General features: G+C 67.3%; 23 protein-coding genes. 15 read left to right on the forward strand and 8 right to left on the reverse strand.

From position 1 onward, the window contains the following. Window positions 1-14: 14 nt before the first annotated feature. On the reverse strand, window positions 15-935 hold the full coding sequence (locus ACWEVR_RS10585) for a MerR family transcriptional regulator (RefSeq protein WP_452466701.1): 921 nt from the start codon (window positions 933-935) through the stop codon (window positions 15-17). A 76-nt stretch (window positions 936-1,011) separates the two neighbouring features. Between ACWEVR_RS10585 and acpM the strand changes: the two genes are divergently transcribed. The 15 genes from acpM (at window position 1,012) to nuoN (ending at window position 17,707) form a co-directional block, all read left to right on the forward strand. Further along, a complete protein-coding gene (gene acpM / locus ACWEVR_RS10590) occupies window positions 1,012-1,317 on the forward strand; it encodes a meromycolate extension acyl carrier protein AcpM (RefSeq protein WP_452466702.1) in 306 nt (101 codons plus the stop codon). A gap of 100 nt (window positions 1,318-1,417) precedes the next feature. Next, on the forward strand, window positions 1,418-1,819 hold the full coding sequence (locus tag ACWEVR_RS10595; protein WP_452466703.1) for an Rv3143 family two-component system response regulator: 402 nt from the start codon (window positions 1,418-1,420) through the stop codon (window positions 1,817-1,819). 357 nt (window positions 1,820-2,176) lie between these two features. Further along, window positions 2,177-2,557 carry an NADH-quinone oxidoreductase subunit A gene (locus tag ACWEVR_RS10600; protein ID WP_067638450.1) on the forward strand — a complete coding sequence of 127 codons (381 nt, stop codon included), beginning with the start codon at window positions 2,177-2,179 and terminating at the stop codon, window positions 2,555-2,557. Between the two features lie 10 nt (window positions 2,558-2,567). Beyond that, on the forward strand, window positions 2,568-3,122 hold the full coding sequence (locus ACWEVR_RS10605; RefSeq protein WP_067489943.1) for a NuoB/complex I 20 kDa subunit family protein: 555 nt from the start codon (window positions 2,568-2,570) through the stop codon (window positions 3,120-3,122). Further along, entirely contained in the window at window positions 3,119-3,874 is a 756-nt protein-coding gene (locus ACWEVR_RS10610) for an NADH-quinone oxidoreductase subunit C (protein WP_452466704.1), read from the forward strand. Before ACWEVR_RS10605 ends, ACWEVR_RS10610 begins: the two co-directional genes overlap by 4 nt. Then, entirely contained in the window at window positions 3,874-5,187 is a 1,314-nt protein-coding gene (gene nuoD, locus ACWEVR_RS10615) for an NADH dehydrogenase (quinone) subunit D (protein WP_067489941.1), read from the forward strand. The genes ACWEVR_RS10610 and nuoD overlap by 1 nt, the downstream gene beginning before the upstream one ends. Continuing rightward, a complete protein-coding gene (nuoE, locus tag ACWEVR_RS10620) occupies window positions 5,184-5,933 on the forward strand; it encodes an NADH-quinone oxidoreductase subunit NuoE (protein ID WP_452466705.1) in 750 nt (249 codons plus the stop codon). The genes nuoD and nuoE overlap by 4 nt, the downstream gene beginning before the upstream one ends. Further along, window positions 5,930-7,252, forward strand: a complete 1,323-nt coding sequence (gene nuoF / locus ACWEVR_RS10625) for an NADH-quinone oxidoreductase subunit NuoF (RefSeq protein WP_452466706.1) — start codon at window positions 5,930-5,932, stop codon at window positions 7,250-7,252. Before nuoE ends, nuoF begins: the two co-directional genes overlap by 4 nt. Further along, window positions 7,249-9,711: an NADH-quinone oxidoreductase subunit G gene (locus ACWEVR_RS10630; protein WP_452466707.1), complete on the forward strand. Its 2,463-nt coding sequence runs from the start codon at window positions 7,249-7,251 to the stop codon at window positions 9,709-9,711. The genes nuoF and ACWEVR_RS10630 overlap by 4 nt, the downstream gene beginning before the upstream one ends. After that, window positions 9,704-11,491, forward strand: a complete 1,788-nt coding sequence (nuoH, locus tag ACWEVR_RS10635; protein WP_452466708.1) for an NADH-quinone oxidoreductase subunit NuoH — start codon at window positions 9,704-9,706, stop codon at window positions 11,489-11,491. The genes ACWEVR_RS10630 and nuoH overlap by 8 nt, the downstream gene beginning before the upstream one ends. Beyond that, entirely contained in the window at window positions 11,488-12,303 is an 816-nt protein-coding gene (locus ACWEVR_RS10640; protein ID WP_067638458.1) for an NADH-quinone oxidoreductase subunit J, read from the forward strand. The genes nuoH and ACWEVR_RS10640 overlap by 4 nt, the downstream gene beginning before the upstream one ends. Beyond that, window positions 12,300-12,599, forward strand: coding sequence for an NADH-quinone oxidoreductase subunit NuoK (nuoK, locus tag ACWEVR_RS10645; RefSeq protein WP_067489925.1), 300 nt, complete (start codon window positions 12,300-12,302; stop codon window positions 12,597-12,599). The genes ACWEVR_RS10640 and nuoK overlap by 4 nt, the downstream gene beginning before the upstream one ends. Before the next feature lies 1 nt (window position 12,600). Beyond that, entirely contained in the window at window positions 12,601-14,487 is a 1,887-nt protein-coding gene (nuoL, locus tag ACWEVR_RS10650; protein ID WP_452466709.1) for an NADH-quinone oxidoreductase subunit L, read from the forward strand. Next, window positions 14,484-16,088: an NADH-quinone oxidoreductase subunit M gene (locus ACWEVR_RS10655; protein WP_452466710.1), complete on the forward strand. Its 1,605-nt coding sequence runs from the start codon at window positions 14,484-14,486 to the stop codon at window positions 16,086-16,088. Before nuoL ends, ACWEVR_RS10655 begins: the two co-directional genes overlap by 4 nt. After that, window positions 16,085-17,707, forward strand: a complete 1,623-nt coding sequence (nuoN, locus tag ACWEVR_RS10660; protein WP_452466711.1) for an NADH-quinone oxidoreductase subunit NuoN — start codon at window positions 16,085-16,087, stop codon at window positions 17,705-17,707. The genes ACWEVR_RS10655 and nuoN overlap by 4 nt, the downstream gene beginning before the upstream one ends. 3 nt (window positions 17,708-17,710) lie before the next feature. On the opposite strand, the gene ACWEVR_RS10665 is transcribed toward nuoN, so the two are convergent. From ACWEVR_RS10665 to ACWEVR_RS10695, 7 genes are all read right to left on the reverse strand, one after another. After that, window positions 17,711-18,046 carry a YnfA family protein gene (locus ACWEVR_RS10665; protein ID WP_452466712.1) on the reverse strand — a complete coding sequence of 112 codons (336 nt, stop codon included), beginning with the start codon at window positions 18,044-18,046 and terminating at the stop codon, window positions 17,711-17,713. Between the two features lie 76 nt (window positions 18,047-18,122). Next, complete coding sequence (locus tag ACWEVR_RS10670; protein WP_452466713.1) at window positions 18,123-18,467, reverse strand: hypothetical protein; 345 nt, start codon at window positions 18,465-18,467, stop codon at window positions 18,123-18,125. Window positions 18,468-18,531: 64 nt separating this feature from the next. After that, complete coding sequence (locus tag ACWEVR_RS10675; RefSeq protein ID WP_452466714.1) at window positions 18,532-19,650, reverse strand: serine hydrolase domain-containing protein; 1,119 nt, start codon at window positions 19,648-19,650, stop codon at window positions 18,532-18,534. A gap of 368 nt (window positions 19,651-20,018) precedes the next feature. After that, a complete protein-coding gene (locus ACWEVR_RS10680) occupies window positions 20,019-20,846 on the reverse strand; it encodes an alpha/beta fold hydrolase (protein ID WP_452466715.1) in 828 nt (275 codons plus the stop codon). A 121-nt stretch (window positions 20,847-20,967) separates the two neighbouring features. Continuing rightward, a complete protein-coding gene (locus ACWEVR_RS10685; RefSeq protein WP_452466716.1) occupies window positions 20,968-22,389 on the reverse strand; it encodes a three-helix bundle dimerization domain-containing protein in 1,422 nt (473 codons plus the stop codon). Between the two features lie 213 nt (window positions 22,390-22,602). Next, complete coding sequence (locus ACWEVR_RS10690) at window positions 22,603-23,196, reverse strand: DUF308 domain-containing protein (protein ID WP_452466717.1); 594 nt, start codon at window positions 23,194-23,196, stop codon at window positions 22,603-22,605. Between the two features lie 63 nt (window positions 23,197-23,259). Next, window positions 23,260-23,907, reverse strand: a complete 648-nt coding sequence (locus ACWEVR_RS10695; protein ID WP_452467019.1) for a lysophospholipid acyltransferase family protein — start codon at window positions 23,905-23,907, stop codon at window positions 23,260-23,262. Window positions 23,908-23,910: the final 3 nt, after the last annotated feature.

Raw genomic sequence — 23,910 nt, forward strand, 5'->3', positions numbered from 1 at the left:
CCTAGGCCCCACAGTCAGTGCTCGACGGAGTCGACCAGCGCCCGGTACACCCAATTGTGGGCGCGTCCCACGGTGATACGCGCACCGAGAAGCTGTTCTGTCAAAGTCCAATACCGGTGGATTCGCTGATCGCTGTCGGTCGCGTCGTTCAGTAGTTGTGCACGGAAACTTGGCGTATCTCGTTCACCGCGCGCGCCGGCATGCGCGTCGACGAACCGATCGAGTTCGTCACCGCCGCGTGGCCGCACACCGTCGGTAACCAGGGGCACCACGTCGGCCATCACGTCACCGATCTGTCCGTAGAGGCTGCGAGGTTCACGAATCCGATCGGCAGATCCACGCCAGTACTGCCGGCGCACAACGCGGTTCAGTTCCGGGTCGGAGACCATCGCGACCAGCTCGGCATAGGCGACGACCTCCTCGACGGACGGATCACCGGGCGGCTCCGGCACATTCCAGTAGATCCACCCTTCGACATCGCCCGGCGGTATCGGCGCGAGTGCCCGCAACCAGAACCGCATCAGACAGTCGTGCGCCGCCCCGCCGTTCTGCGCGGCCGCCAGCAGAGCCAGCCGCTCGGCCCGGCTCGCAGGGGACGCGTCTTCGACTGCCCGCAGGCAGGCGCGCCGCCAGGCCAGAGTTCGCATCTCGACATCGAGGCGGGAACTTTCGGCAGCAGTCACCTCGGCGATCGACCGCTCACCCCGCAACACCTCGGTAATCGACCCCAACCCGAGCCCGAGCGCCCGCAACCGCTTGATCAGCAACACCCGTTCGACGGCCGGCTCCGCGTCGAACAGCCGATGCCCACCGACACTGCGCCGAGCATCCAGAATGCCCTCGTCGCAGTAGAACCGAATGGTCCGGACCGCGAGCCCGGTGCTGCGCGCCAACTCCCCGATACTCACCAACGTTGCCTGTGTGTTGTCGGTCACAACCAGTTGAACCTCCACCCCGGTGGAGCTCTTACGGTACTGCACGTACGTAATCACCTCGAACGAAGGACAATTCGTGGCAACCACGCAGCAGGAGATCATCGCGGGCATCGCCGACATCATCGAGGAGGTGACCGGCATCGAAGCCGCCGAGGTGACTCCGGAGAAGTCCTTCATCGAAGACCTCGAGATCGATTCCCTGTCCCTCGTGGAGATCGCCGTCCAACTCGAGGACAAGTACGCCGTGAAGATCCCAGACGAGGACCTGTCGAGCCTGCGCACCGTCGGTGACGCCGTCACCTACGTCCAGAAGATGGAGGCCGAACAACCCGGGCTCGCCGCCGAAATGGCCGCCAAGCTCAAAGACGAGCCGGCCCGCTAGGAGCACACCGGCGAATAGGCGGGCGGTGGTGGGAGATTCGGATATCGGCTGTTCGGCCGAACCCGCCACCACGCCCGCCGACCCGACGTACGATCCGTCTGTGGCCGAATCAGATCGTTCCACCCCGCTGCGTGTGCTGGTCTACAGCAATGACGCCGATACCCGTCAACAGGTGATTCTTGCGCTGGGGCCACGCCCCCGGCCGGATCTACCGGAGCTCGACTACCTCGAGGTCGCGACCGCGCCGGTCGTCATCGAGCAGATGGATGCCGGTGGGATCGATCTCGCGATTCTCGACGGGGAGTCCGTGCCCGCGGGCGGTCTCGGGATCGCCAAGCAGCTCAAGGACGAGATCGAGCAGTGCCCGCCGGTTGTCGTGCTCACCGGGCGGCCCGACGATGCCTGGCTGGCCAACTGGTCGCGGGCCGAGGCCTCGGTGTCGCACCCGATCGACGCCATGCAGCTCACCCGCGCGGTCGCGGGCGTGCTCAACGCGCGCTGAGCGCAGTGTCCCGTTCCGTCGGATAGTCGACGTCACCCCCATCCCCACAGAACCACTGGTAACCCCAGTGGTTCTGTTGTGTGTGCACCGAGCGGATTACCACCGTTTCGCTCATGAATCTCGGTACTGAATTCGATCAAACGGTCCCCTGGAAACGCGCGGCGCACCCCTGAAACCGCGATAGTCTGTGCTCTAGCTCACACGAGCGCGGGTTCTGTATAACGCTCCGCCATCGCTGCACAGCGGGCGAGGCCCCGGTTCGGCGGACAACGTTGTCGGCCCCGTCTCGCCGAAAGCTGCCGTCCGCGGCCGCGCCACACGGCACGGCCTGCTCCAGCGAGGAGGGGAAGTGCAGTCGTGAACATCGAAGTGCCCGCACTCGTACTCGGCGCCATCGCCGCGGCGTTCGCGGTGTTCTCCGTCATCATGGCGGCGCTCGTCGGCCCGAGGCGATACAACCGGGCCAAGCTCGAACCCTACGAATGCGGCATCGAACCCACGCCACACGCCGTCGCCGGTGGGCCGGGAGACGTTGGGGGACAACGCTTCCCGGTGAAGTACTACCTCACCGCGATGCTGTTCATCATCTTCGACATCGAGATCGTGTTCCTCTACCCGTGGGCCGTCCATTTCGACGCCCTCGGGTTGTTCGGGTTCGCCGCGATGGCGCTGTTCATCGTCAATGTGTCGGTCGCCTACGCCTACGAATGGCGCCGCGGCGGCCTCAGCTGGGAATGAGTGGGAAATAATGGGTCTCGAAGAGAAACTGCCCAGCGGGTTCCTGCTGAGCACCGTCGAGGATTTCGCCGGATACCTGCGTAAAGGGTCGCTGTGGCCGGCCACCTTCGGCCTGGCCTGCTGCGCGATCGAGATGATGGCCACCGGCGCCGGACGATTCGACATCGCCCGCTTCGGCATGGAAGCCTTCCGCGCCTCGCCCCGCCAGGCCGATCTGATGATCGTCGCAGGCCGGGTGAGCCAGAAGATGGCACCGGTACTGCGCCAGGTCTACGACCAGATGACCGAACCCAAATGGGTGCTGGCCATGGGTGTCTGCGCGTCCTCGGGCGGAATGTTCAACAACTACGCCATCGTGCAGGGCGTCGACCACGTGGTCCCGGTCGACATCTACCTGCCCGGCTGCCCACCCCGCCCCGAGATGCTGCTCAACGCCATCCTCGCGTTGCACGCCAAGATCGCCGAGATGCCGATGGGCGTCAACCGCGAGGAAGCGATCCGCGCCGCCGAACAGGCCGCGCTCGCCAGCACCCCGACCATCCGCATGGAGGGTCTGCTGCGATGACCTTCGACTCCCCCGACAACACCGACAACACTGCGGGGCAGGGCATTCCGGAGGAAACCCCGGAAGCGCCCAAGCATCGCAAACCGGCCGAGGACGAGGTGATCGGCACCCGCCACGGCATGTTCGGCGTGCACGGCACCGGCGACACGTCCGGCTACGGCGGCCTGGTCACCCCGGTCGTGCTGCCCGGCGGCACACCGCCCCCGTACGGCGGCTGGTTCGACGCCTTCGTCGGCACGCTGCGCGCCGCCCTCACCCACCGCGTCATCGCCTTCGACACCGTCATCGAGAAGATCGTCGTCTTCCGCGGCGAACTCACCCTGCACGTGCGCCGCGAACATCTCGTCGACGTGGCGAGTGCCCTGCGCGACGACAGCTCGCTGCGCTTCGAACTGTGCCTCGGCGTGAGCGGGGTGCACTACCCCGACGAAACCGGGCGTGAACTGCACGCCGTGTACCACTTGATGTCGATCACCCACAGCCGTCGGGTCCGCATCGAGGTCTCGGTCCCCGATGCCGACCCACACATCCCGTCGCTGTTCTCGGTGTATCCGACCGTCGACTGGCACGAACGCGAAACCTACGACTTCTTCGGCATCCTCTTCGACGGGCACCCCTCGCTCACCCGCATCACCATGCCCGACGACTGGCGGGGCCACCCGCAGCGCAAGGACTACCCGCTCGGCGGGATCCCGGTGGAGTACAAGGGCGCGCGCATACCGCCGCCCGACGAGCGGAGGACCTACAGCTGATGACCGACACCGATTTCCGCCGTGACGAACCGCGGGTCGTCACCGTGGCGGGCCAGGACTGGGACCAGGTCGGCGAGGTGCTCGACGGTGCCGGTGAGGAACGCATCGTCGTCAACATGGGCCCCCAGCACCCCTCCACGCACGGGGTGCTGCGCCTGATCCTCGAGATCGAGGGCGAAACCGTCACCGAGGCCCGCTGCGGCATCGGCTACCTGCACACCGGCATCGAGAAGAACCTGGAATTCCGCAACTGGACCCAGGGCGTCACGTTCGTGACCCGCATGGACTACCTGTCCCCGTTCTTCAACGAGACCGCCTACTGCCTCGGCGTGGAGAAACTGCTCGACATCACCGAGCAGATCCCCGAACGCGCCACCGTGGTTCGCGTGCTGCTGATGGAGCTCAACCGCATCTCCTCGCACCTGGTGGCCCTCGCGACCGGCGGCATGGAACTGGGCGCGCTCACCCCGATGCTGTTCGGCTTCCGTGAACGCGAACTCATCCTCGACGTCTTCGAAACCATCACCGGTCTGCGGATGAACCATGCCTTCATCCGTCCCGGCGGCCTCGCCCAGGACCTGCCCGACGACGGTGTCACCAAGGTGCGCGAACTCCTCGACATCATGCCGGGCCGGTTGCGCGACATGGAGCACCTGCTCAGCGCCAACCCGATCTGGAAGAAGCGCACCCAGGACATCGGCTACCTCGACCTCACCGGCTGCATGGCCCTCGGCATCACGGGGCCGGTACTGCGAGCCACCGGTCTGCCCCACGACCTGCGCAAGTCCGATCCGTACTGCGGGTACGAGAACTACGAATTCGACATCCCCACCACCACCGGCTGCGACTGCTACGGCCGCTACCTCATCCGGGTGGCCGAGATGCGCGAGTCGCTCAAGATCGTCGAACAATGCCTCGACCGGTTGCGCCCCGGCCCGGTGATGATCGACGACAAGAAGATCGCCTGGCCCGCCGACCTGAAACTGGGCCCCGACGGGCTCGGCAACTCCCCCGAACACATCGGCAAGATCATGGGCACCTCCATGGAGTCGCTGATCCACCACTTCAAGATCGTCACCGAGGGCATCAGAGTGCCTGCCGGGCAGGTGTATTCGGCTGTCGAGTCACCACGCGGCGAACTGGGCGTGCACATGGTCAGCGACGGCAGCACCCGCCCGTATCGGGTGCACTACCGCGACCCCTCGTTCACCAACCTGCAGGCGGTCGCCGCGATGTGCGAGGGCGGCATGGTCGCCGACGTCATCGCCTCCGTCGCCAGCATCGACCCCGTCATGGGAGGGGTAGACCGATGACCGAAAAGCCCGCGAGCCCAACGGTTCTGCTGAATCTCACCGTCCGGCCCGAACCGTATCCGCCGCATATTCGCCAGCGTCTCGAGCTCGACGCCAAGGACATCATCACCCGCTACCCGCATCCGCGTTCGGCCCTGCTGCCACTGTTGCATCTGGTGCAAGCCGAGGACGGATATGTTACCGGCACCGGGATCGACTTCTGTGCCGAGCAATTGGGGCTCACCGGTGCCGAGGTCACCGCCGTCGCCACCTTCTATTCGATGTACCGCCGCACCCCTACCGGCGACTATCACGTGGGCGTGTGCACCAACACGCTGTGCGCGGTACTCGGCGGCGACGCGATCTACGAAGCGCTGCAACAGCACCTGGGCATCGGCCACGGCCAGACCACTCCAGACGGCGCCGTCACCCTCGAACACATCGAGTGCAACGCCGCCTGCGACTACGCGCCGGTGATGATGGTGAACTGGGAGTTCTTCGACAACCAGACCCCCGAATCGGCCATCGAGGTCACCGACGCGCTGCGTGCCGGGCATCAGGTGCGGCCCAGCCGTGGCGCCCCGCTCTGCACGTTCCGCGAGACCGCCCGAATCCTCGCCGGTTTCCCCGACAAACGACCGGGTGCCCTCGATGGCGCTCCCGGCGAGCCCACGCTGGCGGGATTGCGCATCGCCGACGGTGCGGCCTCAGCCCCTGAAACAGGCTTCCCGGCAATGGATTCCGGAGACGGCGAGGGCGCGCGATGACGACGCTCACCCCTGTACTGAGCCGCGACTGGGATCGTCCGCAGTCCTGGACGCTCGACACCTATTCCAGCACAGGCGGTTACGAAGGTCTGCGGGCCGCGCTGCGGATGCAGCCCGACGACGTCATCCAAACGGTCAAGGACGCGGGCCTGCGCGGACGCGGCGGCGCCGGTTTCCCCACCGGGATGAAGTGGTCGTTCATCCCGCAGGGCCCGGGCCCCGACGGCACGATCAAACCGCACTACCTCGTCGTCAACGCGGACGAGTCCGAACCGGGCACCTGCAAAGACATCCCGCTCATGCTGGCCACTCCGCACACTCTGATCGAGGGGGTGGTGATCGCGGCCTACGCCATTCGCGCGAACACCGCCTTCATCTACGTGCGTGGTGAAGTGGTCCCGGTGCTGCGCCGCCTGCAGGCCGCCGTCGCCGAGGCGTACGCCGCCGGATTCCTCGGCAACGACGTTCTCGGCTCGGGTTTCGACCTGGAACTGATCGTGCACGCCGGCGCGGGCGCCTACATCTGCGGCGAGGAAACCGCTCTGCTCGATTCGCTCGAGGGACGCCGCGGCCAGCCACGGCTACGGCCACCGTTCCCCGCCGTCGCCGGTCTCTACGCCTGCCCGACGGTGGTCAACAATGTGGAATCCATCGCGTCGGTGCCCTCGATCCTGCGCAACGGCACCGATTGGTTCCGCTCGATGGGCAGCGAGAAGTCGCCCGGCTTCACCCTCTACTCGCTCTCGGGCCACGTCGCCCGGCCCGGCCAGTACGAGGCGCCGCTCGGCATCACCCTGCGCGAACTGCTCGACTATGCCGGCGGTGTGCGTGCCGGGCACACCCTGAAGTTCTGGACACCCGGTGGTTCCTCGACACCGCTGTTCACCGCCGAGCACCTCGATGTCGCCCTCGACTACGAAGGTGTCGCCGCCGCCGGTTCCATGCTGGGCACCAAGGCATTGCAGATCTTCGACGACACCACCTGCGTGGTGCGGGCGGTGCTGCGCTGGACCGAGTTCTACGCCCACGAGTCCTGCGGCAAATGCACACCGTGCCGCGAAGGCACCTACTGGCTGGTGCAACTGCTGCACCGGCTCGAGGCGGGCCAGGGCACCGAGGCCGACCTCGACAAGCTCGCCGACATCGCCGACAACATCAACGGCAAATCGTTCTGCGCGCTCGGTGACGGCGCGGCCAGCCCGATCTTCTCCTCGCTGAAGTACTTCCGTGAGGAATACCTCGAGCATCAGCGTCGCGGCGGCTGCCCGTTCGACCCGGCCCGCGCCACGGCGTGGGCCTCAGGAAAGGCGACCCGATGACAGCGATCGCGCCCGGCAACAACTCCGGCGTAGTGCCCGCCGATCTGGTGAACGTCACCATCGACGACACCACCATCCAGGTCCCCGCAGGCACCCTGGTGATCCGCGCGGCCGAACTGATCGGCGTGCAGATCCCCCGCTTCTGCGACCACCCACTGCTCGACCCCGTCGGTGCGTGTCGTCAGTGCATCGTCGAGGTCGAAGGCCAGCGGAAACCGGTGGCCTCCTGCACGATTCCCGTCACCGACGGCATGGTGGTGCGCACCCAGCTCAGCTCCCCGGTCGCCGAGAAGGCTCAGCGCGGGGTGATGGAACTGCTGCTCATCAACCACCCCCTGGATTGCCCGGTATGCGACAAGGGCGGCGAATGCCCGTTGCAGAACCAGGCCATGTCCACCGGCAGCGCCGAATCCCGCTTCGAAGGTGAGAAACGCACCTACCCGAAGCCCATACCGTTGTCGTCGGCGGTGCTGCTCGACCGGGAACGGTGCGTCCTGTGCGCGCGGTGCACCCGGTTCTCCCAGCAGGTGGCCGGTGACCCGTTCATCGAACTGATGGATCGTGGTGCGCTGCAACAGGTCGGTATCGCCCAGGCCGAACCGCTCGACTCGTACTTCTCCGGCAACACCGTGCAGATCTGCCCGGTCGGCGCGCTCACCGGCACCTCCTACCGGTTCCGCGCCCGCCCCTTCGACCTGGTCTCCACACCCAGTGTGTGCGAGCACTGCGCGTCGGGCTGCGCGCAACGCACCGATCACCGGCGCGGGAAGGTGTTGCGACGCTTGGCCGGCGACGACCCGCAGGTCAACGAGGAATGGAACTGCGACAAGGGCCGCTGGGCCTTCGCCTACGCCACCGAACGCGACCGCCTCACCACCCCACTGGTGCGTGGCTGGGACGGCGTGCTCGCCCCCGCCTCCTGGCCCCAGGCCCTCGCCGCCGCCGCGACCGGGTTGCAGGCCGCCATCGGCAACGCCGGTGTGCTGGTCGGTGGGCGCGTCACCGAGGAAGAGGCCTACGCGTACAGCAAGTTCGCGCGAATGGTGCTGTCAACCAACGACATCGACTTCCGCGCCCGCGTGCACTCCGAGGAGGAGGAACAGTTCCTCGCCGCGTGCGTCGCCGGACGCGGCATCGATGTGGATTACACGGCGCTGAGCAAAGCGCCCGCGGTGCTGCTGGTCGGTTTCGAACCCGAAGAGGAATCACCGATCGTCTACCTGCGCCTGCGCAAAGCCGTACGCACTCGAGGTCTGCGGGTGGTGTCGTTGGCGCCGTTCGCTTCTCGAGGGCTCGAACGTCTCTCCGGTGCCCTCATCCAGACCCCTCCGTGCGCCGAGGCCGAGGTCCTCGACGCCGTGCTGGGCGAAACCTCGCCGGACGCGGCCGAACTCATGAACCTGCTGCGCACGCCCGGCGCGGTCGTCATGGCGGGCGAACGGCTCGCAGGCAGCCCGGGCGCCTTGTCGGCGGTGCTGCGGTTGGCCGAGGCCACCGGCGCCGCGCTCGCCTGGGTGCCACGCCGGGCCGGTGAGCGCGGAGCACTCGAAGCAGGCGCATTGCCCAGTCTGCTGCCCGGTGGCAGGCCCGTCGTCGATCCGACCGCGCGCCAGCAGGTTCGTCACCGCTGGCAGAGTGGCGAACTGCCCGACGGTCCCGGACGCGACACCTCGGCGATCCTCGCGGGCGCCGCCCAGTTCGGCGCACTGGTGATCGGCGGCGTGGATCCCGCCGACCTGCCCGACCCCGCCGCCGCCCTGGCCGCGATCGATGCCGCCCGGTTCGTGGTGAGCCTCGAACAACGCCACAGCAGCGTCACCGAACGCGCCGACGTCGTGTTCCCCGTTGCCACCGTCGTCGAGAAGGCGGGCACCTTCCGCACTTGGGAAGGCAGACCGCGTCCGTTCGCCGCCGCACCCCTGGATACCACACGCCGCGTCGCCGCACCCCTGTCGGACCTGCGCGTATTGAATTCCCTGTCCGTCGAAATGGGTGTCCCGATCGCGCTGCCCGATGCCGCCGCGGCCCGCGCCGAACTCGACGCTCTCGGGGGTTGGAGCGACGGTGAGCCGATCGACGCACCCGAATTCTCGAGCCACCCCAGACCCACACCCGGTCCCGGTACGGCGGTGCTGGCCGGGTGGCGGATGCTGCTCGACGCCGGTCGCCTGCAGGACGGCGAACCCAACCTCGCCGGTGTCGCGCGACCACCGGTCGCCCGGCTCTCGGCCGCCACCGCCGCCGAGATCGAAGCCGACGACGCCGACCACATCATCGTCGCCACCGACCGCGGCGAGATCACCGTGCCGCTGATGATCACCGATCTGCCCGACCGGGTGGTGTGGCTGCCGCTGCACTCGGCCGGTTGCACGGTCGGTACCACCCTCGGCGTGACGCCCGGCGCCGTGGTGCGCCTGCGCCGCGCCGACGACAGGATGAAGGAACACCGCCATGAGTGATCGTGTGCTACTCCTCGCGGCCGACGCCGGGCCGGTGTTCGGCACCGACCCGCTGTGGCTGGTCGTGGTCAAGGCGCTGGCGGTGTTCGTCTACCTGATGCTCGTCCCGTTGGTCGCGGTGTACGCCGAACGCAAGGTCGTCGCCTGGATGCAGATGCGGGTCGGCCCCAACCGGGTCGGCCCGGGCGGCATGTTCCAGTCGATCGCCGACGGCGTGAAGATGGCGCTCAAGGAAGACATCATCCCCGCCATCGTCGACAAGCCGATCTACGTGCTCGCACCGATCATCTCGGTGATCCCGGCGTTCATGGCGTTCGCGGTGATCCCGTTCGGCCCGGAGGTGTCGATCTTCGGCACTCGCACCGCGCTGCAACTCACCGACATGCCCGTCGGCGTGCTCTACATCCTGGCCATCACCTCCATCGGCGTGTACGGCATCGTGCTGGCCGGCTGGTCGTCGAACTCGACGTATCCGCTGCTCGGCGGGCTGCGTTCGACCGCACAGGTGATCTCCTACGAGATCGCGATGGCCCTGACCTTCGCCACGGTGTTCCTGCTCTCGGGCACCATGGCGACCTCCGGCATCGTCACCGCCCAGGAGGGCACCTGGTACGTCTTCCTGTTGCTGCCGTCGTTCCTGATCTACTGCGTGGCGATGGTCGGTGAGACCAACCGGGCACCGTTCGACCTGCCCGAAGCCGAGGGTGAGCTCGTCGGTGGCTTCCACACCGAGTACTCCTCGCTGAAGTTCGCGATGTTCATGCTCGCCGAATACGTCAACATGGCAACGGTTTCGGCGCTCGCCACCACCCTGTTCCTCGGCGGGTGGCGCGCACCGTTCCCGATCAGCCTGTGGGAGGGCGCCAACTCCGGGTGGTGGCCGGTGCTGTGGTTCACCGCCAAGGTGTGGACGTTCTTGTTCGTATTCGTCTGGCTGCGCGGCACCCTGCCCCGCCTGCGCTACGACCAGTTCATGAACCTCGGCTGGAAACTGCTCATCCCCACCTCGCTGGTGTGGGTCATGGTCGTGGCCGGTGCACGGGTGCTCGACATCGAGGGCATTCCCGGGCAGACACCCATCCTGGTCGGCACCGGCATCGTCGTCACCCTCGGACTGATCGGCATGTTCGTGCGGGCAGGCCGCACGAAGGGCTTGCCGCCGCTGCCGGAGGAACCCGCCGGCTCGCCGGTATTCCTCGGCTTCCCGGTGCCGCCGATCCCACCGCGCACCGCCGACGCCGAACCGCGGATCGGGCTGCTCGATCCCTTCGCCGGGTTCGCCGTCACCGGGGCGACCATGTTCAAGAAGCCCAACACCGAGTTCTACCCGGAACAGAAGGTGCCGACCGCCCCGCGCTATCACGGTCGCCACCAGCTCAACCGCTACGCCGACGGCCTCGAGAAGTGCATCGGCTGCGAGCTGTGCGCCTGGGCGTGCCCGGCCGACGCCATCTACGTCGAAGGCGGCGACAACACCGAGGACGAACGTTTCTCCCCCGGTGAACGCTACGGGCGCGTGTACCAGATCAACTACCTGCGCTGCATCGGCTGCGGCCTGTGCATCGAGGCCTGCCCCACCCGGGCGCTCACCATGACCAACGAATACGAACTCACCGACGACAACCGCGCGGACCTGATCTACGAGAAGGACCGGCTGCTGGCGCCGATGGAGCCCGGCATGGTCGCTCCGCCGCACGCGATGGCGCCTGGCACCGACGCCGCCGACTACTACCTCGGTCGCGTCGGACCAGCGGCGTCCGAAGAGGAGGTCCTGCGATGAACACCCTGCTGGCCGCCGACATCGCCGCCACCTCCACCGGGGAGGCCGTGCTGTTCTGGGTGCTCGCCCCCATCGCCGTGCTCGGCGCGCTCGGCATGGTGACCGCGGCCAAGGCCGTGCACTCGGCACTGTGCCTGGCCGCGACCATGATCGCGCTCGCCGTGTTCTACATCGCCCAGGACGCCCTGTTCCTCGGTGTGGTGCAAATCGTGGTGTACACGGGCGCGGTGATGATGCTGTTCCTGTTCGTGCTGATGCTCGTCGGTGTCGACTCGGCCGAATCACTGCGCGAAACCCTGCGCGGGCAACGCATCGCGGCCGCGATCGTCGGCCTCGGATTCGGCTTCCTGCTCATCGGCGGCATCGGGTCGGCTTTGGGTGGCGACGGAACCCGCTTCGCGGGCAACGGTTTCGGTGAACGCGATGTGATCGCCGAACTCGCCGAACTGATCTTCCTGCGCTACGTCTGGGCGTTCGAACTCACCGGCGCCCTGCTCATCACCGCGACCATCGGCGCCATGGTGCTGGCTCACCGCGAACACTTCACGCCGCGCCGCGGTCAGCGCGAGATGTCACGTGACCGTTTCCGTACCGGCGGTGAACGCGCCACCCCGCAGCCGACACCGGGCGTCTTCGCCCGGCACAACGCCGTCGACAGCCCGGCCCTGCTGCCCGACGGTTCCTACGCCGAACACTCGGTGAGCACCATTCTGCGCCACCGCCGCACCCGCGCCCACGAAGAAGCGCTGTTCCTGGCGGCGGGCGCGGCACGCGGCGACAACCCGACGGCCGACGAGGAAGGCAAGCGGTGAACCCCCAGAACTACCTGTTCCTGTCCGCGCTGTTGTTCACCATCGGCGCCGCCGGAGTGCTGTTGCGGCGCAACGCGATCGTGGTGTTCATGTGTGTGGAGCTCATGCTCAACGCGGTGAACCTGGCCTTCGTCACCTTCGCCCGGCTGCACAGCGACCTCGACGGTCAGGTGATCGCCTTCTTCACCATGGTCGTGGCCGCCGCCGAGGTCGTCGTCGGTCTGGCGATCATCATGACGATCTTCCGTGCCCGCCGGTCGACCTCGGTCGACGCCGCCAACCTGCTGAAGTTCTGACATGGGTACCGCAACGTTGTGGCTGCTGCCCGCGATCCCACTCCTCGGCGCGATCGTTCTGCTGTTGCTCGGGCGCCGCGCCGACGGCTGGGGGCACTACCTCGGTACGGCCGCCGCGCTCGGTTCGTTCGTCGTCGCGATCGTCGCGTTCGTCGGCATGCTCGGTCGCGCCGACGCCGACCGGGCCCAGCATCTGGAGCTGTTCACCTGGGTGCCGGTGGCGCAGATGCAGGTCGCGTTCGGCCTGCAACTCGATCAGCTGTCGATCTGCTTCGCGCTGCTCATCACCGGCGTCGGCTCCCTGATCCACGTTTATTCGATCGGCTACATGAGCCATGATCCGGGCAGGCGCCGCTTCTTCGGCTACCTCAACCTGTTCCTGGCCGCCATGCTGGTGCTCGTCCTGGCCGACAACTTCCTCGTGCTGTACCTCGGCTGGGAAGGTGTGGGTCTGGCGTCGTACCTGCTGATCGGGTTCTGGTACGAGAAGCCTTCCGCCGCAACGGCTGCCAAGAAGGCATTCGTGGTGAACCGGGTCGGTGACATGGGTCTTGCCATCGCCATGATGGTCATGTTCGCGACCTTCGGCTCCTTCGACTTCCGCACCGTGTTCGCGGCGGCGCCGGGTGCGAGCGAAGGCACGCTCACATTCATCGGGTTGATGCTGCTGCTCGCGGCGTGCGGTAAATCCGCGCAGGTGCCGCTGCAGTCCTGGCTCGGTGACGCCATGGAAGGCCCGACGCCGGTGTCGGCGCTCATCCACGCCGCCACCATGGTCACCGCCGGTGTGTACCTGATCGCGCGCGCCAACCCGATCTACGATCTGGCCCCCGGCGCCCAGGCCGCTGTGCTTGCCGTCGGCGCGGTGACGTTGCTGTTCGGCGCGATCATCGGCTGCGCCAAGGACGACATCAAAAAGGCGCTGGCCGCCTCGACGATGAGCCAGATCGGCTACATGATCCTCGCGGTCGGTCTCGGTCCCGCCGGCTACGCCTTCGCGATCATGCACCTGCTCACCCACGGCTTCTTCAAAGCCGGGCTGTTCCTCGGTGCCGGATCGGTGATGCACGCGATGAACGACGAAACCGATATGCGCCGCTACGGCGGCCTTCGTACCCTGATGCCGATCACCTTCGTCACCTTCGGGCTCGGCTACCTGGCGATCATCGGCGTGCCACCGCTGTCGGGCTTCTTCTCCAAGGACAAGATCATCGAGGCCGCCTTCGACCACGGCGGAACCATCGGTGTCCTGCTCGGGGTGGTCACCCTGCTCGGCGCCGGGCTCACCGCGTTCTACATGACCCGGGTCATGTTGATGACGTTCTTCGGTGAGCGCCGTTGGAAACCCGACACCCACCCGCACGAATCACCCGCGGTGATGACCGGGCCGATGATCCTGCTCGCCCTCGGGTCCGTGTTCGCCGGTGGACTGTTCGTATGGGGCTCGTCGCTGGTGCACTGGCTCGAACCCGTCGTCGGTTCGCACCACGCCGAACCCGTCGTCCCGCCCATCGTCGTCACCGGACTCGCGTTGACGGTGGTCGCGATCGGTGTCGCCGTGGCCTACCGCAAGTACGCCGAGTCGGCCGTTCCCGAGGTCGCGCCGGAGCCGGTCACCGTGCTCACCCGCGCCGCACGCAAGGATCTCTACGGTGATGCCGTGAACGAGGCGGCGTTCGAACGTCCCGGCCGCTACCTCACCCGGGCGCTGGTATTCGTCGATGCCAAGGGTGTCGACGGGATCGTCAACGGGACGGCTGCCGCCATCGGCGGGCTGTCGGCCCGAACCCGGCGCGTGCAAACAGGTTTCGTCCGCTCGTATGCCCTGTCCATGTTCACCGGCGCGGCCCTGGTGGCCGCTGCCCTGCTCGCGGTGAGGTTCTGGTGAACTCGTTTCCCTGGCTGACGACGCTCTGGCTCGCCCCCGCGATCGGTGCTGTCGCGGTGCTCGCGGTACCCGCCGCCCAGCGCACCCTGGCTCGCGCGCTCGCGTTCACGGTGTCGTTCGGTGTGCTCGTCCTCGCCGTCGTGCTCGCGGTGAATTTCCGGCCCGGCGGTGAGCAGTACCAATTCGTCGAATCCCACGAGTGGATCCCGGCGTTCGGGGTGGGTTACACCCTCGGCCTCGACGGCATCGCCACCGTCCTGGTTTTGCTCACCGCGCTGCTCGTTCCGCTGCTGGTCCTGGCGGGCTGGAACGACGACAGCGGCGACGGCCGCAAGAACACCCACCTGTACATGGCGTTGATGCTGCTGGTCGAGTCGATGGTGCTGATCTCGTTCCTCGCCCTCGACATCTTGCTGTTCTACATCTTCTTCGAAGCCATGCTGATCCCGATGTACTTCCTCATCGGCGGCTTCGGCGCCCGCACCACCGACGCCGCCGTGCGCGCGCAACGCTCGCGCGCGGCGGTGAAGTTCCTGCTGTACAACCTGTTCGGTGGGTTGATCATGCTGGCCGCGGTGATCGGGTTGTACGTGCTCACCGCCCGCGCCGGTCTCGGTCAGGGCTCGGCGGGCACCTTCGATCTGCGGGTGGTGGTCGAGGCGGCCAACAACGGTGAGCTCGGCGGTAGTACGGCGGTCTTGAACGCCCTGTTCCTCGGTTTCATGTTCGCCTTCGCGGTGAAGGCTCCCCTGTGGCCGCTGCACACCTGGCTGCCCGATGCCGCCGTGTCGGCCACCCCGTCGAGCGCGGTGCTGATGATGGCGGTGGTCGACAAGGTCGGCACCTTCGGCATGCTGCGCTACTGCCTGCTGCTGTTTCCGCTGGCCTCCGACACCTTCGCTCCGCTCGTCATCACCCTCGCGGTGATCGGTGTGCTCTACGGCGCGCTGCTCGCGATCGGGCAGACCGACGTGATGCGCCTGATCGCCTACACCTCCATCTCGCACTTCGGGTTCATCATCCTCGGCATCTTCGCCATGACCTCCCAGGCACAGTCCGGTGCCACGCTGTACATGGTGAACCACGGATTGTCCACGGCCGCACTGTTTCTCATTGCCGGATTCCTCGTCAGCAGGCGCGGCAGCCGGATGATCGCCGATTTCGGCGGCGTGCAGAAGGTGGCCCCCGTGCTGGCGGGCACGTTCTTCATCGCCGGATTGGCCACCCTGTCGCTGCCCGGACTCGCTCCGTTCGTCAGCGAATTCCTGGTACTGGTCGGCACGTTCAGCCGGTACGAGGTGGCCGCGGTGGTGGCGACCGGCGCGCTGGTCCTTGCCGCGATCTACGTGCTGTGGCTCTACCAGCGACTGATGACCGGCCCGCTGCGTGAGGGCAACGAGAACCTGCGCGATCTGGTGCCGCGTGAACTCGCCGTGGTCGTCCCGTTGCTCGTCGCCCTGCTGGTGCTCGGCCTGTACCCGAAGCCGATGCTCGATCTGGTGAATCCCGCGGTGGGACAGACCTTGTCGACCATCGGTAAGCAGGATCCGGCGCCGAAGGTCCCCGCTCCCGAAGCAGCCCCCACCGGCGGACACAAATGAGGACGGACTCCGTGACCATCAACGAGCTCGCGGCCCCGCTGACCGCGCCGAGCATCGAATACCACCTGCTCGCACCGATGCTGATCGTGTTCACCGTCGGCGTCGTCGGTGTGCTGGTCGAGGCGTTCGCGCCCCGCGCCTACCGGTACGGCACCCATGTGGTGCTCGGCATCGCCGGTGTGCTCGCCGCGCTGGTCGCCGTGGTGCTGCTCGCCGGCACCGAGGCCACCGCCGTGGTCGGCGCCGTCGCGATCGACGGTGTCACCTTGTTTCTGCAGGGCACCATTCTCGTGATCGGGCTGCTCGGACTGCTGCTGATCGCCGAACGCGGTGCGGTACGGCGCGTGCGCAGCGGGCCGGGCACCTGGAGCCGGACCGCTGCCGTCCTCGAACGCGGTGTCGACGCCTTCACCCCGCAGGCATCGTCGGTCCCGGGCAGTGCCAACGAACTCGCCGCTGTGCGGGCGGGCGTGTCGACCACCGAGGTCTTCCCGCTGACCATGCTGGCTCTGGGCGGGTTGCTGCTGTTTCCGGCGTCCAACGATCTGCTCACCATGTTCGTCGCGCTGGAGGTGCTGTCGCTGCCGCTGTATCTGCTGTGCGGACTCGCCCGGCGCAGGCGGTTGCTGTCACAGGAAGCGGCACTGAAGTACTTCCTGCTCGGTGCGTTCTCCTCGGCGTTCTTCCTCTACGGTGTCGCCCTGCTCTACGGGCAGACCGGCACCGTCTCGTTGCCGGAAATCGGTGCGGCACTGGACAAGCAGGGCGACGACGCCACTCTCGCCCTGCTCGGTATCGCGATGCTCGCGGTGGGACTGCTGTTCAAGATCGGTGCCGTGCCGTTCCAGGCGTGGGTGCCCGACGTGTATCAGGGCGCACCGACCCCGATCACCGCGTTCATGGCGGCCGCGACCAAGATCGCCGCGGTCGGGGCGACCTTGCGGGTGCTGATGGTGGGAACCGGTGCGCTCAGCGACGATTGGCGGCCCGTGCTCGCCGCCGTCGCGGTGGCGACGATGGTGGTCGGCGCGGTCATGGCGGTCACCCAGACCGATGTGAAACGGATGCTCGCCTACTCCTCCATCGCGCACGCCGGGTTCCTGCTCGTCGGCATGACCGCCGCCGATTCCGCAGGGCTGGCTGCGGTGATGTTCTATCTGCTGGCCTACGGTCTCGGCACCGTCGGTGCGTTCGCGGTGGTCAGTCTGGTGCGCGACGGTTCCGGCGACGAGGCGACCGCCATGCCGCAGTGGGCCGGTCTCGGTAAGCGGTCCCCCTGGCTGGCCTCGGTTTTCGCGCTGTTGCTGCTGTCGTTCGCCGGGCTTCCGTTGACCAGCGGATTCGTCAGCAAGTTCGCGGTATTCGCCGCCGCATCCGGTGCCGACTACATCTTCCTGGTCGTCATCGGTGTCGTGTGCAGCGCCATCGCGGCGTTCTTCTACGTCCGCGTCATCGTGCTGATGTTCTTCACCGATCCGCCCGTCGACGCCCCGACCGCGACATCGCCGTTCGCGACCGTCCTCGTCGTCGCCTTCACCGCGGGCGCGACCGTGCTCCTCGGCCTGTTCCCGCAGCCCGTTCTCGACCTGGCAGAACGGGCGGCTCACTTCATCCAGTAGCGATCAGCTAGGACGCTGCGCGTACATGATGATCGCGACGCCGAGCAGGCAGACGGCCGTCCCGATCACGTCCCAGCGGTCGGGGCGGAAGCCGTCCAGTGCCATGCCCCACAGCAGGGATCCCGCGACGAACACCCCGCCGTAGGCGGCCAGGATCCGCCCGAAATCGGCGTCGGGCTGCAACGTGGCGACGAAACCGTAGAGGCCGAGGGCGATGACTCCGGCGCCGATCCACGCCACGCCCTTGTGTTCGCGCACGCCCTGCCAGACCAGCCAGGCGCCGCCGATCTCGGCAACGGCGGCCAGCGCGAACAGCAGGATGGAACGCAACACGGTCACGGGCGTACATCCCGAATTCTGATCGGCGACGGTGGCGAGGTTGCAGTGAATGCGAGCCGGCCTATCGGTGAAGGGCTCACCCGGCTGCCTCGATTGCGGCCGAGGCGCGTGAGGCGAAGGCGTCGAGTACATCGACGTGGTTCGCCGGAACACCGACTCGCATCATCAAGCCCTCCTCCTCGACAGCGAAGTCGAAGGTGAAGAACGAGCAGCAGCGACTCTCACGCTCGGAGAGCTCGCGCACCATCGCCTCGGCACCCGGATCGAGGATCACTTCGAGCCGCGTCCGATCGGGACGCCTGGTTGTGCGTGCAGAGCTGCGGAAAAGCTGGTCGAACTCGGCGACCCGGATCGGTTGCTCCGCCGTGGGCAGGGTGCACGCCGGAGACACCCAATCGCCCTGATCTGGTTGAAGCTGCATTCTTCGACGGTAACCCTGTCCCTCGGCATCGGATACACCCTTCGCCGGGCGCCGCGAGTGGCGATCAGCCGCAGAGCCCGCTGGTGATCCAGGTGCCCATGTTCGTGGCGGTCGGGGTGCCGGTGTAGGAGTAGGTGAAGGCGCGGCCCGCGGTGGTGGCGCCCGCGAGGGCGCTGAAGCCGCGGACGTTGCCGTTATGGCCGATGAAACGTGTGCCGCAAGGGAGTTGGGTGTAGCCGATGCCGAGCCCGTAGGACATGCCGTTGCCGTCGCCCATGTCGACGCCGTCGAGCATGTCGCGCAACTGGGCAGGCGGAACCACCTGGCCCGCCACCAGTGCGAGGTAGAAACGATTGAGGTCGGCGCCGGTACTGACCAGGGCGCCCGAGGCCCAGGGCAGAGACGGCTCCATGAGGGTTTCGTCGGTGACGTTTCCGTCGACCGTGGTGTAACCGGACAGATGGGGTCGGCGCAGACCGGTTTCGCCGGTGGCGGGCAGATAGGTGTGTGTCAGGCCGAGCGGGGTGATGATGCGGTCGGCGAGCTCGGTGGCGTACGAGCGCCCGGTGACAGCTTCGATCAGCATTCCCGCCACCAGGTAGTTGGTGTTGTTGTACTGGAAGCGGGTGCCGGGAGCCGACTCGGCGGGTGACTGCAGGATGATCGCCATCTCCTCCTCGGGTGTGAAGGTGCGGCCGACGACGGCCGCCTGATGCTCCGTCAGTTCGAACGAGCGCGGAACCGGCAATCCGCTGCGGTGACCGAGGAGCTGACGAACCGTGATCGCCTGCCCGTCCACGCCGTCACCCCGAAGCAAACCCGGCAGGTACTTCTCCACCGGAGCGTCCAACGCCATCCGCCCCTCGGCGACCAACTGCAACACCACCGCCGCCGTGAACGTCTTGGTGATGCTGCCGACCCGCACGTAGTGCGGTCGATCATCAGGGATCGATGCGCCCTCGACGAGATCGGCGACCCCGGCGCTCATCACCGCCGTCGCACCGTTGTCGGTCAGGGTGGCGACAGCGCCGACAGCTCCGGACTCGACCAACCCGGCAAGGTCGGCCCGCACCGCGTCCAGCCGCGCGGGCGCCACGGCGGGCGCCTCAGCGGAGCTCGTAGTACAGCTCGTCAGCAACAAGGCGATGGTGCAGATCGGCAGGATCAACGTACGTGTCAGCATGAGCAGACAGTAGAAAGCTCTGGTACACAGGCACATTGAACTGCGGTACTACCTGCTGTCAGACCGCCGTACCCCTAGGGAGGTGTCAGCAGGCGAAATAGACGAGACCCTTCGCACGTCCCGGCCGCCGTCGTGAACGACAACGTAGCGCCGCGGGTCGCGAAGTCGTACTGGCGCGGCAACGAACACGCCATCGAGGGGTGACCTTCGCGCACGCGGATAGATGGCCCAGATCCTCCCTCTGGGAGGAGCAGGCCCCCAAGGCTCACCGGGACAGACAGGCGGCGAGCCACAGATGCGCGGGGGGCGTCATGGGAACATTCAGCGTCATGGGAACATTCAAAGGGCTGTGCGGCGAGCAACCGGGCTCACGGCTCGTCGAGCGCTTCTTGCAGGCGGGCGGCGAAAGTGGCTGGTTCGTTGACGAATCCGGTGTGGTCGCCGGGGAACAGGACCGGGTCGACGCCGAGCGCCGAGGCCAGTTGGCGGGAGGTGCGGTCGCAGAGCTGGCCGGCGTAGTCGGTGCCGATGCCTACGATGACGCGGGTGGGGATCGTGCGGAGCAGGGGCGGATCGGGCACCCATGCGGTGGTGTGGCGCAGTTCGTGGGTGAGCCAGTAGCGTTCGCTCGCCACCTGGCGTGGGTCGCGATCGGCGCCGAACATCTGCTCGAGGACCGGGTCGGGAATCGGAATATCGGCTTGGGCGAAGAACTTCCGCCACGCGCCGAGTACATCGCCGTCGGTGTAGGTGGCGATGATGTCGTCGGTGCGGGCCCGCTGAGCGTCGGCGTCGGGGAGCAGTTCGCGCAGCGGAGGTTCGTGGGCGACGACCGTGGTGACCAGGTCGGGGTGATTCTGGGCCAGGGCGAGCGCGGACACGGCGCCGCCGCTGGAACCGAACACCACCGCCGGGCCCGCGTCGAGATGGGTGACGAGCCGGGCCAGGTCGTCGGCGCGGGCCGCGACGGTGGAGTCCTGATCCGGGTCGTTCAGGGAGCTGGCGTTGTGACCGCGCGGGTCGGTGGTGAGGATCGTGTTGGTGGTGGCGAGCTGCTCGGCCAGCGGGGCGAACGCAGCGGCGTTCATCGGTGCGCCGACGAGCACCATCAGCGGTCCCGACCCCCTGACCTCGTAGTACAGACGGGCATCAGGCACCACGAGGGTGCCGGTGGTGACGGCGGAACTGGCGGTCATGAGCCTCTCCCGGATCTCGGCCTACAGGTAGCACCCATAAAGACGGTGCCCACCGCCAGAACTCATCGCTGCCCGCGAAAGTTTTTTCGCCCCGGGATTTCCGCAGGTCAGCGGACCGAACTCAGTTGTAGGACTTGGCGACCCCGTCGAGCAGGTTTTCCAGCGTCTCGTACGCGGGTACGTCGACCACGTCGATCAGGTCGGCGGGAACCGGCACCTTGCGCTCGGCGGCCACGGCGGTGAACTGCGCGTTGTCACCCGTTCGGAAACCGTGTTCGGCGGCGAGACGACGCAGTTCGGCGTTCTCGGTGAGCAGCTTGCCGATCCGGTCGCCGGTATCGGTGAACGGGACCAGCGTGTGGCTCGACAGCACGGTGGGTGTCGGATAGGTGAGAACCATGTCATCGGTGATGCGTCCCTGCCCCGCCGCCTCGACGAACTGGGCCTCGTAGATGCACACCATCGGCGTCGGGCCCATCCCGTTGGTCAGGTACTGGGTGAAGGGCCCTTCGCTGCTGTTGTCGGTGTAGCCCTGGGCGAGGAACAGTTTCGACAGCGTCGGAAGTACGTGCTGTTCGGCGGTGCCGCCGCGCACGATGGTGTGATCGTTGGCCACATAGCCGGCGATGGCCATGTACATCGCGGCGGAGTTCGACGTACGCGGGTCGGTGGTGGAGACCAAGATGTTCTTGGCCACCGGGTAGGTCGTGTTTCCGGGCAGGTCGTCCCACTGCACGCCCTGGGCGGTGAGTTCGAGGTAGCGCTGCATGTCGAAGGTCGCGACCGGGCCGGGCTTGATGACGCCCGCCGCGGTGAGCAGGTCGGCGATCGGCCGGTAGGTGGCGATCGCGATCGGCGAGGAGAAAGGCGTATACCCGGCGGTGACATTGCGCAATCGCTGAATGCGTTCGGCGGCCGGCTTGCTCGACGGAAACGCGAAATCGAAGCTGTCGAGGTTCACCTCGGTGGCGATCTGCCGCGATCCCGCAGGCTGCACCTCCACCCGGATCCCGTTGTCGGTGAGCACCTTGACAACCCGCTCATCGGCGAAGAACGACATCTTCTCCGACCCGACCACACCGCGCACCACGGTGACCGCGCCGACCGGTGCGGCGGCCGGGCTTTCGGCGCTGCTCGGCCACAGCGTCATCCCGGCGGCCACGATCGCCACCGCCCCGACCGCACCGACCGACAGCGAAACGAGCTTCCGCCTGCTCACCAACGGCGCGACAGGCTCCTCCTCGGCGGCGACCGGTTCGGCCGGCTGTTCGGCGGCGGCAGGGCGCGCGGTCGGCGCGGGCACTCGCACGGTCGGGTCGGAATCGGCGAGTTCGTTGCGCACGATCCGCTCCACCAGGATCGGCACGAACTCACGGATGGGCTTGCCCTCGAAGCGGGTGTGCGCGGCACCGACGGCCGAGGTCACCTGCTCGACGGGAACATTGTCCGACAGATCTTCGACCAGGCTTTCGGTCATGCGCCGCATGGCCTGCTTCTCACGTTCGACGGCATCGGCAGCTACGCCGGGGATTACGCGCGACACCACAATTCTCCTGGTCATACTTCGGGGCTGCGGACGCGGCGCGCGGCGACCTGCGCACGCCGCGGGCCACGCTACCGGCGCGCAGCACAGTTACCCCAGCTGTGAACGGCCCGGCACGCAGAGTTCAGCACCCGCTCCGTTTCCGGCAACGTCATGTTGTCCCGATGTTCGTCCACCGCCGCGAAAAGTGCACTGCGGGTGTGGGATTGGGTCTCAGCGGTCGGCGACGGCCTGGGTGTTCACCGTGGGGGCGGGCGCGGTGGCGGTGTGTGTGGCCCGCACGATACCGGCGGCGAGCAGGTCGAGCACGCCGATCACGATCAGTCCGGCGCCGGTCATCGTCGCCAGGCCGGTGACGGTCTTGAAGGTCATGGCGATGATCGTGATCCCGATCGCGAGGGTGCCGAGCCCGCAGAGCTCGGCGGTCCAGCTGTCGGCGCGATCGTCGTCCCACACCGCGACGAGTGCGAGCACGATCCCCCGCACCGTCCACCCGAGCCCGATCCACAGGGCGAGCAGTTCGATGTTCCCACCACTGAACGCCAGCACGGCCAGCACGGACGTGAGCGCGGCACTCACCAGCACCAGCACCCGAAGCAGGAACCCGATCCGCGCCCACAACGCCAGGAACCCCTGCAGGAGCGCGCTGATCACCAGGGCGATCCCGAAGATCAAGGCCAGCGTCGATTCGTCGCGCCCGGGCCACAGCAACGTCACCACCCCGAGCACGAACGACGCCCCGCCCGCGATCACCATCGCCTGCCGGGTCCCCCCGCTGTGCTGCCCCTCCCCGTCGGTCAAGGACATGCCGCCCACCCTATGCCCGATGAGCCCCGGTGCGCCTCAACCACCGTGGCGTGGCGGCAGCGCCTACGGTCGTCGTGCGTACTGATCCACGTAGGGCCGATGCGAACGCGCGGCGAGCTCGGCCATCAAATCGTCGGTCGCGACCCTGACCTGCGCACGATCCAGCGGCGGAAAGTAGCGCGGCGCACCGAAAACGACGCGAACCCGAGCCGGCCGCAACATCCGCCGTCCACGAGGATTGACGAAATCCGTCCCCGACAGCGACACCGGCACCACCGGCGCCCCGGTTTGCATCGCGACCCGGATCACGCCGGTTCGTCCGCGATAGACGCGACCGTCGGGCGAACGTGTCCCCTCCGGATGTATCCCCCACACGCCCCCGTCCGACAGGATCCCCACGGCCGCCTCGAGTGCGGCGCTCGACGCTGATCCGCCGGACCTGTCGACTGCCACCTGCCCGGTCGCGGTCATCACCCACCGTTCGATCCGTCCACGCGTACCGGTGCCCGTGAAGTACTCCTGTTTGGCGATGAAGGTGATGCGTCGCGGCAGGACCAGTGCCAGGTACAGCGAATCGACTGCCGCCAGGTGATTCGCGGCGACGATCACCGGCCCCGTCGGCGGCACATGATGCAGTCCTTCGACTTTCGGCCTTCCCAGCACTCGGAGCACCGGTCCGAGCAGTACGTACTTCAGCAACCAGAACCACATGGA

Source organism: Nocardia sp. NPDC003979, assembly GCF_053605015.1.